General features: G+C 68.0%; 10 protein-coding genes. 6 read left to right on the top strand and 4 right to left on the bottom strand.

What is annotated here, in order from left to right; genetic code table 11:
• The first annotated feature begins 33 nt into the window (after positions 1 to 33).
• Positions 34 to 1377 carry a PrsW family intramembrane metalloprotease gene (locus IT361_05855; GenBank protein MCC6317200.1) on the top strand — a complete coding sequence of 448 codons (1344 nt, stop codon included), beginning with the start codon at positions 34 to 36 and terminating at the stop codon, positions 1375 to 1377.
• Between the two features lie 37 nt (positions 1378 to 1414).
• Here the strand turns inward: IT361_05855 and IT361_05850 are convergent, their stop codons facing one another.
• The 3 genes from IT361_05850 to IT361_05840 form a co-directional block, all read right to left on the bottom strand.
• Positions 1415 to 2551, bottom strand: a complete 1137-nt coding sequence (locus IT361_05850) for a DGQHR domain-containing protein (protein ID MCC6317199.1) — start codon at positions 2549 to 2551, stop codon at positions 1415 to 1417.
• Between the two features lie 136 nt (positions 2552 to 2687).
• Positions 2688 to 4862, bottom strand: coding sequence for a WYL domain-containing protein (locus tag IT361_05845; protein ID MCC6317198.1), 2175 nt, complete (start codon positions 4860 to 4862; stop codon positions 2688 to 2690).
• A gap of 33 nt (positions 4863 to 4895) precedes the next feature.
• Positions 4896 to 5060, bottom strand: coding sequence for a hypothetical protein (locus tag IT361_05840; GenBank protein MCC6317197.1), 165 nt, complete (start codon positions 5058 to 5060; stop codon positions 4896 to 4898).
• 221 nt (positions 5061 to 5281) lie between these two features.
• On the opposite strand from IT361_05840, the gene IT361_05835 reads away from it, so the two are divergent.
• Together IT361_05835 and IT361_05830 are read left to right on the top strand one after the other, a co-directional pair.
• Complete coding sequence (locus IT361_05835) at positions 5282 to 6031, top strand: MerR family transcriptional regulator (protein ID MCC6317196.1); 750 nt, start codon at positions 5282 to 5284, stop codon at positions 6029 to 6031.
• A gap of 2 nt (positions 6032 to 6033) precedes the next feature.
• Entirely contained in the window at positions 6034 to 7332 is a 1299-nt protein-coding gene (locus IT361_05830) for a VWA domain-containing protein (GenBank protein ID MCC6317195.1), read from the top strand.
• Positions 7333 to 7632: 300 nt separating this feature from the next.
• Here the strand turns inward: IT361_05830 and IT361_05825 are convergent, their stop codons facing one another.
• The gene (locus IT361_05825; protein ID MCC6317194.1) at positions 7633 to 11193 is read right to left on the bottom strand and encodes a TM0106 family RecB-like putative nuclease; all 3561 of its coding nucleotides are present in this window, start codon (positions 11191 to 11193) and stop codon (positions 7633 to 7635) included.
• Between the two features lie 416 nt (positions 11194 to 11609).
• Between IT361_05825 and IT361_05820 the strand changes: the two genes are divergently transcribed.
• From IT361_05820 to IT361_05810, 3 genes are all read left to right on the top strand, one after another.
• Entirely contained in the window at positions 11610 to 13145 is a 1536-nt protein-coding gene (locus IT361_05820; GenBank protein MCC6317193.1) for a peptidase S10, read from the top strand.
• Between the two features lie 252 nt (positions 13146 to 13397).
• Positions 13398 to 13616 (top strand): multicopper oxidase domain-containing protein, encoded by a 219-nt coding sequence (locus IT361_05815; protein ID MCC6317192.1) that lies wholly within the window; start codon positions 13398 to 13400, stop codon positions 13614 to 13616.
• Between the two features lie 245 nt (positions 13617 to 13861).
• Positions 13862 to 14587: a FadR family transcriptional regulator gene (locus tag IT361_05810; protein MCC6317191.1), complete on the top strand. Its 726-nt coding sequence runs from the start codon at positions 13862 to 13864 to the stop codon at positions 14585 to 14587.
• Positions 14588 to 14678 lie beyond the last annotated feature (91 nt).

Below are 14678 nucleotides of genomic sequence, written 5' to 3'. Positions count from 1 at the left end.
TTCGCTGGCAGTCTGAGCCGCGTGCGGGTGCCAATGAGTCACGACGGACCGAACACGTCGCATGTGGGTGCGACCGGCGCCGCGCCGCCGCCGGCGCTGTACCTCTCCTGTTTCTCCGGCCCGGACGCGGGCAAGCGCGTGGCACTCGCGGGCAGCGTCCTCTCGATCGGCAGCGCGCCAACCAACAACATCCTGAGCGACGATCCCGACGTCGCGGCCCGGCACGCGGTGATTGCGGCCGAGCGTGGAATGTTGTCGGTGGAGGGCGTGAGCGGCGCGATGGTGTTCATCGACGGTGTGCAGGTGCACGGCGAGGCCACCCTTGGTCGCGGGCAGCAGCTGCGCGTGGGTCGATCGCTCTGGCGCCTCACCAACGCGCGCGGCGAGTTGCCACCGGAGTCCGGGTTCTTCTCGAAGTGGAGTGCGCGGGTGTCGGCGGCGGCGGGGCTCGAGCGCATCCAGGGATTCAGCGCCGGCGACCTCTTCTCCGACGTGTTCACGAAGCGCTCCGACGAGGAGATCGAGGCGTATTTCGTCTCCGGCACGCCGGCGACCACGCCCGACCTCATGACGGTCGGGACCGACTGGCCGAGGCCGTGGGCCTTCGCGCGCATCTTCCTGCTTAGCGTGGCGGCGTACTTTCTGCTGGCCTACGGCTTTCGCGAGTTTGGCAATACGTACTTCCTGCCCGGCATCATGGTAGTCGGGTCGCTCGCGTTTCCGCTGACGATCCTGATCTTCTTCTACGAGATGAACGTCCCGCGGAACGTCTCGCTCCTCTTCCTGCTCAAGTGGCTCGTGTTCGGCGGGGTCCTCTCGCTGCTCGCCGCACTCTTCGGCTTTCGTGTATCGAACCTCTCGTCATGGCTCGGCGCCATGTCGGCGGGCATCGTGGAGGAATCGGCCAAGCTCGTGGCGCTGCTGCTCGTTGCCCGCAACCTGCGCTATCGCTGGACGCTCAACGGCCTCCTCATCGGCGCAGCGGTGGGCACCGGGTTCTCGATCTTCGAGACCATGGGCTACGTCTTCGTCCAGGGATTCCTGCGCGGGGGCCAGGAGGGGATGTTCCAGATCATCACGCGACGCGGGTGGCTCAACCTGCTCGGCGATCATTCGCTCTGGACCGGACTGGTCGGCGCCGCACTGTGGCGCGTGCGCGGTGACGCTCCCCTCCGCTTCGACATGCTGACCGATCCGCGCTTCCTCCGCGTCTTTGGCCTGGTCGTCGCGCTGCACATGGTGAACAACATGCCGGTGCAGGTGCCGTTCTTCGGCAAGTACCTGCTGATCGGGTTCGTGGCCTGGGCCGGGATCCTGTCGTTCATCCAGTACGGCCTGCGGGAAGTCCGCTCAGCGCAGGCATCCCACGCCGCGTGAGGCGCCCCGCCCTCGTGGCGGGCGCCTCCAGCCGGGCCTACTTCCTGCTGCGTGTCTTTGGGGGTGCCTCGATCCGCGCGGCGCGCGCCAGTTCCTTCTCGATGCGCACCACGCGTTCCACCTGTCCCTTGGCGGGAAAACGCTCGTAAAAGCCTTCGGTGCGGAAGGCCCGCGCGAGCTCACCCCAGGGCGCGAGGCGTCGCGTCCACCGCGCCACGCGATCGAGCGCGGGCTCCGCGTCGGTGGCCGCAAGGTCGGCACAGACGCGAAGCATCGCCTTCAGCGTGACCGACGACGTCACGAAGTGGTCGCTGCTCCCCCAGGCCTCGCCCCACGCCTTCTCCGCCGCCTTGAAGAAGTCGCGCACCACGCCATAGAACCGCTCGGCGTGCTTGCGATCCGTGCCCGTGCGCTCGATGCGCTTCCAGTCCGACGCCACCCAGCGGTGGATCTCGTTGAACAGCTCGGCCTGCAGGATCCACTTCTGCTGCTGGCTGCGCCCGCCGAGCCGGTTGATCCGGTACTGCAGGGGGCTGTCGTCGGCGCTGTAGAGCATGTCGACCACGCGCGCGGCAAACTTCTTGTCGGCCGACACATACGACACACGCTCGTAGAGATCGACGAGGTGACTCTTGTTGATGCGCGTCGGCGTCGAGTTGATGATCACGAACATCTCGGCGGCAAAGTTCTCCTGCTTGCCGTCGAAGATCACGCAGGGCACGTGGATCGAGGCCGCTTCCCTCGGGTGCGAATGCAGGTAGAACTGGAGCGCCGCGAGCCGGTGCTGGCCGTCGATCACGAGAAACTTGCCGGATGGCTCCTGCAGGTTGCCGACGTTTTCGTACTGACCCAGGCGATCGAACGCGAGCCGCTCGTGGGTGAAGAGCAGGATCGCGGCGGGGATCGGGGGCTGGCTCTCCGCCGTCTCGTAGAAGTTGCGGATCGCGCTCACCTTGGACTTGGACATCTGGCGCTGGAACGCAGCGTCCGAGCGCTCGACGCGTGAGATGAAGGACGCGATCTCGTCTTCGTGCGCCGGTGGCTTGTCCGGGGCGATCTGCTCGCCATCCCCATAGAACCGGCTGATGAACCGGACCTTCGCGAGGAGATCTTCGGCCGGATAGGCCACGAAGTAGTAGACGCTGTCCTTCTGCCGCACCTGGGTCGCAAGCACTAGTGAGCCCCTCCCGCAAAGGTGATCGCCCGCCTGACGCGCCACGGCTGTCCTGTCAGGCTAACGGCCCTTCAAGGACGGAGGCAAGGCGTCTCGACCCGGATCGCTGACATCGGCCCTGCCGATCGATCCGGATTCAGTGCGCCCGAAGCCCGCCGACGTCACCGGTGCCCTCCGTGGTCGCCGCTTCTGTCCCTCCGCGGCTCGCCCACTCGTCCAGCCGCTGCCGCACTGCGTCGCGCATCGAAGCCGGCGAGAGTACCTCGGCTTCCGCCCCGTATTGCAGCACGTGGCGCAGCCCCCACGCCACGTCGGCGAGAGGATGATCGAGGACGAGCGAGCCATCCGGCTCCACTTCACGGCCCTCGCGCTCGGCGATCCACCGCGCGACCTGCGGCGAATAGCGCACGCGCATCGTCGCGTGAGGGGCGTCCTCGAGCAGTGCGCGATGCGACGACAGCAGACCGTCCAGCTCAATGCCGTCGTCGCGGCTGAACGTTTCACGCAGCCCCTCGATCGACTCGATGCGATCGAGCCGAAACACGCGAACGTCGTGCTCGGCCTCGCACCACGCGACGACATACAGCATGCCGCTCGCGTGCACGAGGCCGTAGGGATGCACGGTGCGATCCCGTGCCGTGGTGCTTCCGGAGCGACGGTAGCGGATCTGCACCTTTCGTCGTGCGCCGATGCTCGCGCGCAGTACGTCGAGTGCGGGCGCCGGTGCGTCGGGGGCCACGGCGAGGTCCGGCAGCATACCCGGCATGGGCTCGTTGGGCAGCTTCATGATGACATCGCGGAGCCGCTCGCGTGCCGCGATGACGGGCGCGCGCTCGTCCGGCGGGCGGCGTGATTGCAGCACCGCGAGCCCAAGCTCGAGGGCGCAGAGTTCCGGGATCGTCAGGCGCATCGGGCGACGGAAGTGATTGGTCTCGGCGCTGACCCGATCCGCAGAAAGGAAGAGACGAACGCCCTCGATGAAGCCCCCGGGAACGTCGTAGCGATCGCCGAGCGAATGCAGGTCGCGTCGCAGTGTCTCCACCTCCGTTCCGAGCGCGGCGGCGAGCCGGGGAAGTGTGGTGGTCCCCGCGGTGAGGTGCGGGATCGCATGCAGGATGCGTGAGAGCTGGCCGGCGGCGGTGGCGGCGTTCCAGGTGTCGCCCGGGAGCGTGGGCGGGGCCGGCTTTGACGGCTCGGTGTTGGTGGGCGCGCGATGGTAGAGCGCACGCGTCGCGCGCACGGTGTCGAGGACATCGTCGACCAGGATCGCCGGTGAACGCGGCACGACCGAGCCGGCGAAGGAGAGGATCCAGCGGACGAACGCATCTCGCCGGCGCACGCGGAACCGGCGCTGCGCTGGCGCGCCGTCGACCGGTTCACCGAGCGCGCGGGCGGCCATGGGCGGCCCGGACTCGTCCAGGAACTCGACCACGGCCACTTCGTCTTCGGCGTCGCCCAGCTCCCACGCCTGACGAGCGCGGGCCAGGTCGCGCACGTCAAAGCCGTCCGGCACCACGAAGTCCGCACCCGGCAGCTTGTCGTTGGGTGCCATGACGTCGGCCATGCGGCTGACGCGAAACGTGCGGCGTGCGTCGCGCTGGCGATCGTGGCCCGTGACGTACCAGTGCCCATTGACGAAGAACAGCCCGAACGGTGCGAGTTCGCGCTCGGCGACTTCGCCGGACGCGAGGTGGCGGTAGGTGAACCGCACGACCTTGCGCCGCTGGACCGCGTCGCCGAGGCGCGCGAAGGTGGTAGCGTCGGCGCGGGTGCGCACGGGCAGGTGGTGCGCCTCGCCATCGGGTTGCGCGACGTCCACTGGCAGGTCGATCGCCAGCTTGCGGACCGCGGCTGCTGCGGTGCTGACCAGCACCGGGTCGCCCGAGGCGCGCACGATGGCCACGCCTTCGACCACGGCTTGCAGTTCATCCGGGGTGAACGTCAGGGTGGCGAGCGCGGCGTACCCCCAGCGGTCGTTCCGCCGCGGCGTGGCTCGCCGTCCGGGCATCGCCAGGCACAGGTACGGCAGGTAGAAGTCCGTTGGGCGGAGCAGGTAGCGCGACTCCACGCCATCGTCGTCGGCCACCGATTGCAGCGGGATCCCGAGGCGTCGCAGCTCGTCCTTGTCGCGTTCGAACGTGCGCTTGATCGAGTCGAGCGCCGTGCGGCGCTTGCGTTCGTCGAGGCGCTCGGCCAGGCGGAGCTTTTCCTGATATTCCGGTACCCCTCGCGCCAGGTCCTCGAAGGAGGCCGGAAGGCGGCGGGACAGGAGTTCGGCGACGAGGTCGATCCAGCGCTGGAGCTTGGCCATTTCAGGAATCTTGCCTTGGGGTCCGACAGCGGGCTAAGGGCCCTGCATCCACCGCGCGCAGGTCACGGTGGCGTGTTGCAGGTGGCGGCGCTGGCAGTCCCGCGCGTCGTAGACGGCGCCGAGGTAGCCCAGCCAGAGGCCGAGCAGGAAGGCGACGAAGCTGGTCCAGTTGGTCGCTCGATCGAGGAATGCACGCATCACCACCTCCCGAGGCACTCGCGTGACGTCGGGAAGGTGCACTGGCCCTCTGACAGCCTCAGGCGCTGGCCGCCTCTGCGCGTGGTGAAGGCGCTAGTCGCGGAGGAAGCGAGCATTCGCGCTCGAACTGGTGGTTCCGTGGAGGCCGTCCGTTTTCGCGGATCTGGCGCAAATCGACATGGCTACTTGTTTCGTGCCATGTCGACTTATATCGTTGCCACATGAACCACACCGACCGCCATACCCTCGACCAGCTGGAGCAGCTCTCCGGCGTGCCCCCGCGCCAGATTCGCGAACTGGTGCGCCTGGGCGTCATCCCCGCGCCGTCCTCGCGTGGTCGCGGGGCCACCTATGGCACCGGACACGTCGAGCGGCTGCGCGCCTGGAGACGCCTCCGCGCCGACGCGCCGCCGGGGACGACCAACGAGCAACTCCGCGCCATGATCGATCGGCTCGCCGATCAGGGTCTGCTGCGGAGCATCGCCGAGGGGTCGGTGCCGTTCGCTCTGGTCGACGACGGACAGGTCGATGCCACCATCCACACTTCGGTCGCCGACCACGAGTATCCACCGCCGCTCATGGCGTCACGGCAGTCGGCGCCGCCGGCACGCGCCGCGCAGAACATCGACGCGTTGCAGTACCTCGCCTCGGTGCAACGCGCGACACCGTCACGCGTGCTGCTCAACCGGGGTCGACCGGAACCAACGGTCCAGGTGGATCTGCGCGAAGCACATCGCGCAGGCCCGGCGCTCGCCCTGCGGAGGCTGCGCGCCGCACTCGAACAGTACCTCGGCAGTGGCAGCACCTCAGCCCCGCGGGTCAACGCCGCGCGCTCGGAGATATGGCACCGCGTGACGGCGAATCGGGACATCGAGATCGCCGCGCGCGGCCCCCTGACGCCAGACGAAGTCCAGCTCCTCGAAACCATCGGCCAGCTGCTGCAGCAGGCCATTTACCACCAGGAGAGATGACGATGACGCGGATTGAAGACGGGATCGACACGCCGACCGGGCTGGGGTGCGCCCTCGAAGCCAACCAGGCAATTCGGGGCGTTCCACTGGCGGTGGAGTTCACCTTCCAGGCGCCGACGTCCAGCGAACAATCGCCGAACCTGCCGCTGAGCCTCGGACTCGCGATCGATCGTTCGGGGTCGATGGCCGGAGCCAAGCTTGGGGCTGCGCGCCACGCGGCCACCGGCGTGCTCGATGCCCTGAAGGATGGCGAACAGTTCGCCGCCACGGCGTTCGACAGCAGCGTGACCGACGTCTGCCCGAGCACGCCGGTCAATGCGCGTGTGCGTCGTGAGCTACGACCCCGTCTGGGCGCCATCGAACCCGGTGGTTCTACCGCCCTCTTCGATGGCTATGCGCGGGCCGCCGAACTGGTGGCGCTTGGCACCGACCCCCGCGAGCAGGACTCGTGGGTCGTGGTGCTCTCCGATGGCATGGGCAACCACGGGCTGCAGGATCCGGCGCAGATGCGACACCACGCTCGCGCGATCGCGCATCGCGGGATCCGGACCATCAGCATCGGCATTGGCCAGGACTACCAGGCCGCTCAGCTCACCGCGCTGTCCGACGGAGGGAGCGGCGCCTTCCACCATGCGTCGCAGCCTCAGGAGATCGTGGAGATCGTGCTCGGCGAGCTGAACGCCTTGAGGCAGGTCACCGTGCGCGACCTGCACCTCGACGTCACGGCTCACTCAGCGCACCGGTTTTCGCTGCTTGGAGGTGACGTGGTCGATGAGGGCACCACGGGGCGGGCACGCTTCGCCCGCGTCGGGTCGGGTCGCCGGGTGCAAGTGGTAGCGCTCATCTGGCCGCGCCTTCCCCGCGGTGTTGCGACGCTGGACGTGGCGGCGCGCTGGGAAGATGCGGAGCAGGGAGCGCGCGCGACCACGTTGCGGGTGAACACCCATGATGGACCCGTCGCGCGCAACCGCGAGCTGGCGCAGCGCGCAGCCCGACTCTGGCATGCAAGGATCCTCGCGACCGCGCTCGAAATGAACGAACGCGGCGACTACGACGCGGCCGCAAGCTACGTGCGACGGTGGGAACAGCGGTTCCTGCGCTACGTCGCAGGACTGGAAGGCATGGAGGAACTGGTCGACTCCCTCTCGGCCGTTGGCTCGCGTGTCAGGTCTTCGTGGGGCACCGTGGGCCATAAGGAAGTGTACGTGATGGCGCGCAAGGCGATGTCGTTCGACGATGAGATGCGGCCGAGCGCACCAGCGTCAGTTCGTGACGCGATGGAGCTGGACGCCGATCGATAGCCCTGAAGGCGCGAGCCGGACCGCACTCGGCCGCCTCGACCTGTCGCGCGCGAGCAGCCTCATGGCGCGACCCGGCAGAGGCGACCGAGCGTGGACGCGGCCCCATCGCTCTCGCCATGCAGGACGAGGACAGGTGACTGGCGCGGGAACGCGAAGCGGGACGCGACAGCGCTGACGGCGCCAGCGCTCGAAACGCTGGCGACGAACGCGTTGCGCAGGGAGTGGATTCCGGCGCATTCTGGGTGCACGCCTTCCTCGGAAGGGCCTGACCGCGGCGCATCGTGCGCAACTGTCGCGCGATCAGCCTGATCGATCGCGCGGTCCACCGTTGTCGCGATCCAGCAGCGCCAGCTCAAGGAACCGGCACAGGGCATTCGCGAGCTTCATCTGCCGAGGACTCGTACACTCAGGCTCGAACAGCGCGGGACTCGCCACCAGGATCGCCAGGCATCGCGCCCGCGACGTGGCCACGTTGAGCCGATTGGGACTGTACAGAAACTCCATGCCCCGCGGCGCGTCCTCGGGAATCGACGTGGCCATCGAGTAGATCACCACCGGCCGCTCCTGACCCTGGAACTTGTCCACCGTCCCCACGTGAACGCCGAGGGGATCGAGACGTTGCTGCAGTCTGGTGACCTGCGCGTTGTAGGGCGACACGACGAGCACGCCGGCGGTCGTGAGCGGATGTACCGCGCCCGTGCCGTCGGTCCAGGTGGCACCCTCCCGGGTCAGCCGGGCCACGAGATCGGCCACGACGTCGACTTCCTCGTCGGCGGCGTTCCGATTACCGGAGTGCCGCACCGGCACGACGACAAGTCCGCTGCCATCGAGCCCCCGGGTTCCGTTCAGGTGCTGCCCGTCGAGTCCGGGACGCGAACGCAGCGCGCTCTCGTAGAAGACCTCGGATGTAAAGGCGCACAGCTCGGGATGCAAGCGATGGGTCTCCGGGAGGAACATTCCCCGATTCGCAGGCATCACCGCCTCGCCGCCGAGCAGGTGTTCGAGGGCCGACACACCCACGCCGTCGGGATGGCTTCCCTGTGTAGGTTGCCGGAGTTGCTGCGGATCGCCCAGCAACACGACGGCGCGCGCGCCGCGTGAGACGGCGACGGCATTGGCGAGCGACAGCTGACCCGCCTCGTCGATGAAGAGCACGTCGACCGCCCCTTCGAACTCCTCGCGCGCCCACAGGAACGAAGTGCCGCCAAGCACGCGGACGCTGCCGGTTTCGAGCCAGTCGCGCGCCTCCGCGTAATCGTCGGTGACGTCGAGCCAGGCCGGCGGTGGCGCCGCGTCGGTCCGGTCCTTGTGGCCCATGCGGATCTGCTCACCACCGGGCGCCTTGTGAACGTCCTCCAGGACCTTGCGAATGACCTGGTGGCTGTTTGCCGTGACGCCAACGCGCTTGCCCGCGCGCACCAGCGCCACGATCATGCGTGCCGCGGTGAAGGTCTTGCCGGCACCGGGCGGCCCCTGGATGGCAAACACCTCGTCGTGGAGCGACACGGCCGTCGCGACGGCGTCCTCGACCGGATCGACGTTAGGCGCGGCGGGAGCGCCCGATGCTCCCGCGCGGCGTGACGCGGGCCCGCACGGAGCGCCGCCTTCCGGGAGAGCACTGCGGGTCTGCCGGGCGAGGAGCCTGTGTGCCGCGGCGTGTCGTCCTGCAGCCGGGAGCACGCCGGTGGTCGCCATGGCCTCGCCGATGGTGAAGAGAGCATCCTCCATGGTGGTCTGCTTCACGTGCGAGTGCGCAAACGCCGCCGTGGCATGGTGCCCGGCACGCTGCGGGCCCTTCTTCACGTCGATGGTGCCCGCATCGCGATCCACCGCGATCACCTCACCCCACGCCGATTCTCTGGAGTGAAGCTCGTCCCCGGGATCGACCTCGGAGTCCTGGGGCGGATACTCATACCGGTGGATCACGCTCTTCGTCGGCTTCCCGCTCTTGCCGGTCGCCGCGCCGAGGTCAGCCGCGAACCTCAGGCCACTCAATGCCTGTCGCTCCTCGAGGAGGTCTTCATCGGGGAGACTCCGGAGCCGGAAGTACTCCCACCAGGTCGCTTTGTCTTCGCGCCGGTGCCAGTCGAGCAGGTACGCCAGCAGCCATCGGGCCTGCTGCGCATCGTTGCGCCCTTCCGCCGGCAGCCCATCGAGCAAGCGGGCGCGTAGCGCCTCCACGCGCATCGCGCGTTCGTCCACCGCGGGTGGAGGTTCCGGCGACGCGGGCTGAGGGCGCACGATTGGAAGACCATCGGCGATGGCCGACGCACTCACGCCTTCGAGCCAGTCGCGCAGTCGCAGCGTGGAGAGGCAGTCGTCGCGATTGTACCTGCGCACGGCATCCAGTGTCTCGACCGGCAACACGTCGACGCAACCACGCTCGAGGCACGCCTCCACGGTGTGCAAGGCACGGTTCGCTCGTGCGAGATCCACGTCGCGGGTGAAACCGTACACCGGCTCCAGCGACTTGATGGAGTAGCGATCGACGCCGACCAACATCGCCTGACGTACGATCGCATACAGGTCGACGAAGCACTCACCGCGGAGCAGTGCGTCGAGTGCGGATTCCCGTGTGGCGTACCGACCGGCGAGCTTCTTGAACGCGGCGGGCTCGTACGGTGCGTAGTGGTACACATGCATCGCGGGCCACCGCTGCCGGCGCTCCATGATCACATCCAGCACCTGCTCGAACGCGGCGCGCTCCGCGGCGTCGTTCATGCCCCAGGCGGCGTGGTACGTCGGCGCCCCTCCATCGACGGTCACGAACCCAAAGAGGTACTCGCGACCTTTCTCCACCGCGTACGGATCACCCTCGAGATCGAGGAACACATCACCCTCACACGGCTCGGGAAGGCGATGGAGCCCCATCCCATCCTCGAGCGGCCGCAGGGTATGCAGTGGTGTGGAGCGACCGCGCGACTGCAGCTGAACCAGGGCCTGATCGCGCACGCGCTCGTACGCCGCGCGCGATCCCCGCGAGGGCCGAAACGGAATCGGGGTGGGGAGGGCGGCGAGCGCCGTCAGGGTCGTGACTTGCCGCGCCTCCAGTTCGCGACGCTGGTTGCGCGAGATTCCGGCCACGAGCGTGAGATGGTCATCGACTCTCCACTGCTCCCGGCACGTCTGCTGCCAGGGACAAACGAAGCAATGTTCCACGGGCTCGGGGTACGTCGCGAACGGCGCAGCACGGCTCGCGCTTTTCGCACGTTCACCCAACCCACGCGTCGCACCCAGGTCTGCCGACCGCGCGACGGCTTCCTCCGCCCTGATTCGGACGGCACGGAAGTACGCGGCGTAGTCGTTGACGCGGTAGGTCTCGACCGGGTGCAAGGGGTCGGGCGTGACCACGCGAAAGTGCTCGGGCTGCAGGCCCTGCGCGTCGGCGAGCAACTCGGAGTAGAGTCCGAGTTGCAGGATGGTCCCAGCCTTGGTTTCGCGGGCGAGCTTGGTGTCGGCGATTTCGTACGACCAGCCACCGAGGCGGCTGGGTCGCTCCACCCGCTGCAGCACGTCGGCCATTCCGTACCAACGATCGTTTCCGAGGCCCGCCTGCACGATGACATCGGCGCCGGCTTGCATCGCGGCGGTCGTCTGCGCCAGGCGGGCGTCGCGGTCATGGAACTGGATGTGGTTGAGGTCCACGACGCGCTGCCCCTTCGACTGCAGCGATGCGACGTAGGCGGCTTCGTGCGCCTTGCCTCGCGCGATGAGGATGTCAAGCAGCGGATCCTCGAACCGAGGAGGCCACGCGCGCTCCCCAAACGTCGCCGCGCGATCGAGGGCCGTGCGGTGACGGCACGAGAGAAAGTTCGCGAGATCGGTCGCACTGAGCACGACCTGGTCACCGAGGCGTTGCATGCTGCAGGAAATAAGTGGGGGGACCGACAGTCCGGCTCGTCCCGCTGCCGGAGCCATCCCTCCCGCTGCACGAGCCCGTCCAAGCCAGGACGCGGCCCGAGCACTGGCCACGTGGTGCGCACCCGCGGCCAGCACACCTCGCGTGCCAACCGTCCGTCGCCGGCGCCGATGAGGCCACGTGGAGGACGTGCGCAGCGTCATATGCCAGCCGATGCGATCAAGCTGACGTTCGTGTATGCTGCACCGTGCAGCGAGTTGTCGTGGACTTCGTGGACCCCACGCTCCGCGCCGGCGCCGGCAGCGCCCATCGTCGCCACGCCTCAGCGCCTGGCTCCTCGAGTTCGAACGTCGCGGCCCTCGTCAACATCCGGTCACGTCTGCACGTTTGTTGACTGACTGACTTACCGCCAGACATCATGCCCAACCGACTGCTTCTCGCCCTCGCGGCCGCCACGCTCGCGGCGCCGCCCATCGCCGCCCAGGCCAACCGTACCGCGGCACCCCCGCGTGACACCTCCGCACGCGAAGCCGCCACGCCGACCCGCGCGACGCCAAGTGCCGAGCCGGTCGTCACGCAGGGCTCGATCACGCTCCGCGGACAGCCGCTGCGCTACACGGCCCGCACCGGCATGATGCCGATCAAGGACGATCGTACCGGCATCGTCGAAGGCAACATCTTCTACGTCTACTATTCGAAGGACGGCGAAAACGCCTCACGGCGGCCGATCTCGTTCATCTTCAACGGCGGCCCTGGCTCGTCGACGGTGTGGCTCCACATGGGCGCCTTCGGGCCCCGGATGGTCAAGCTCAACGCCGACGGCAGCAACGCGCCGCCGCCCTACACATTCGAAGACAACCAGGCGACGCTGCTCGACCAGACGGACCTGGTGTTTCTCGACCCCGTGGGGACGGGCTACTCGCGGGCCACGCGGCCCGAGTATGGCCCGAAGTTCTGGGGCGTGGACGAAGACGTCCGCTCGGTGGGCGAGTTCATCCGGCTCTTTCTCGTGAAATACGAGCGCTGGGGTTCACCCAAGTTCATCGGCGGCGAAAGCTATGGCACGACGCGCGCCGCACACCTCTCGGGCTGGCTGATCGACAACGGTATCGCGCTCAACGGCGTGATGATGATCTCGGCGACGGCGTTTGCGCAGCAGGACGGTGACAGCCGCGCGCTCGCGTTCTTCCCGTCGTACGCCGCCGTGTCGTGGTACCACAAGCGACTCGCGCCCGACCTCCAGGCGCTGCCCGTCGCGAAGGTCGTGGAACAGGCCCAGGCGTTCGCCGACGGGCCGTACCTCATCGCGCTCCGCAAGGGCAATCGGCTCACGGCGACGGAGCGCCAGCAGGTGGTCGCCGAGTACTCCCGACTCACGGGGCTGGACAAGGCGTTCGTGGATCAGAATGACCTGCGCATCGACCTCTCGCGGTTCGACCACGAGCTCCTGCGGGACAAGGGCGTGATGGTGGGGCGGCTCGACGGCCGGTTCCTCGGCCACGCCTCGGACGCGGCCGCCGAGCGCAACGACTTCGATCCGAGCGAGGCGTCGATCCGCAACTCGTTCACGCCGGTGCTGAACGAGTTCATGCGCCGCGAACTCAACTACCGCAACGACGACATCTACTACATCCTCGGCGGCGGCATCGGCCCCTGGAACCGGCCCGCCAACCTCGAGGTCAAGGCCTCGCTGGAGAAAGCGTTCAACAAGAATCCGGCGATGAAGATGTACGTGGCGATGGGGTACTACGACACGGCGACCCCGTACTGGGGCGTGGAGTACACCCTGTCGCATCTCAAGGTGAGCCCCGAGGTGAGAAAGAACAACGTGCAGGTGGGGTACTTCGAGGCGGGGCACATGATGTACATCGATGCGCCGTCGATGAAGAAGCTTCGTGCCGACCTGCAGCGGTTCTACGACAGCTCGTTAGGTCGGACGACGACGCTTCCCTGACACCCTCATGCTGCGCCTGGGGGAGCTGCCGTAGGCGCGGATACAGATGAACCGGACGAAGCCGGTGTCCATCCGGTCGAGCTCAGCGGCGCGATGCCGATGATGGGCTGGCTGGCCACGTCGCGGGAGCCGTGTGGGTCCTGCGGGCACCGGCCACGGGCAGGGAGCACCTGGCCATCGACTGGGCTTCCGGCTGGGCGCCGTCGTGAGACGGCGCCTGGCTGACGAACCGCTCCTCGCTCCCCCCCCCCGATGCCGCACCCGAGTCGCCTGCACGGACGAGGGCGCAGGGTGCTCTCGCACAAATGCGTTCGGGCGACCAATCTTGTGTGGACGGATACGGTACGTCTTCGGGTGGGCTCCACGGTCGAGCTGCTGGTGGAAGTGTCGAACCGGGGGAAGTGGATGATGCCCTGCCACATCACCGAGCACCTGCGAGCCGGGATGACGGGGGTGTTCACGGTCGAGTGAGACGGGCTCACTCGACGCCACGGACGTGTCGGCCGCGACGAGCACCAGACCGCCGATCTCGTACTCGTGCGGTGTGACCTCGCGTCGGGCCCACGCGCGCTCCCCAACACGGTGACCGTCCTCAAGGCCGGGGTGTGGTGCGATGCGCAGAAGCTCCTCGCGTCGGTGCGGGGGTCTGGTGGGGATTCGATAGGTTTGCCTTGGCCCGTGCATCGGGTACGGGGCCGTCCAGTGAGGGAGAGACCATGAGCAGTTCGTTCCATCCGGAACTCAGGCGCGGAATGGCCGACCGCCTGGCCAGCCGGATCAAGGCGATGATTCGCGATGGCGGTTTTCAGCAAGGGGACCGGCTGCCCGCGATTCTCGAGATGGCGCGGCGTTTTGGCGTGGGCCACCCGACGATCCGCGAAGCGCTCAAGAAGCTGGAGACGACGGGCTGGGTGGAGATCCGGCACGGCTCCGGCGTGTACGTGCTCCGCAACGAAGACGTCCTGCTGGTGGCAAGTCCGGATTTCTCCGGCCAGGTGACGCGCAAGCTCCTGCTGGACCTGATCCGCACGCGCATGCTGCTCGAACCGCATGTGGTGGAGGGCGCCGCGCATCATGCCAAGCCCGAGGACATCGCGGAGATGCGGCGAGTGCTCGCCGAGGCCGGCGAGCACCTGGACGACGGCGTCGTGCAGCATGCCACCAACGCCCGGTTCCATCGATCGATTGCCGCCGCCTCGGGCAACGCGGTCTTCGCGCAACTGATCGACGTGCTGGTCGAGCTCTTCATTGAAGAACAACGACTGATCCTCGACCTGGTGTCGCGGGAGCGCCACCACGAGGAGCACCTCGGCATTCTCGCGGCGATCGAGGCACGGGACGGCGCGCTCGGGAAGGAGCGCATGCTGAGCCACCTTCGGGGCGTCGAAGACGCGCTGGAGCGACTCGGCCCACCACCCCCAGAGGTTGCCGGACAGACTTGACGGGACATGCCCGACAGCGTCGATCGGCTCGGCCGCCAAGATGCGGCGACGCCCGAGGCTACCTCCGAGACCTCGAACGCCGATAGCGTGT

Source organism: Gemmatimonadaceae bacterium, from assembly GCA_020846935.1.
Classification (GTDB): domain Bacteria; phylum Gemmatimonadota; class Gemmatimonadetes; order Gemmatimonadales; family Gemmatimonadaceae; genus RBC101.
This window is presented reverse-complemented; position numbering and strand designations above follow the sequence as displayed.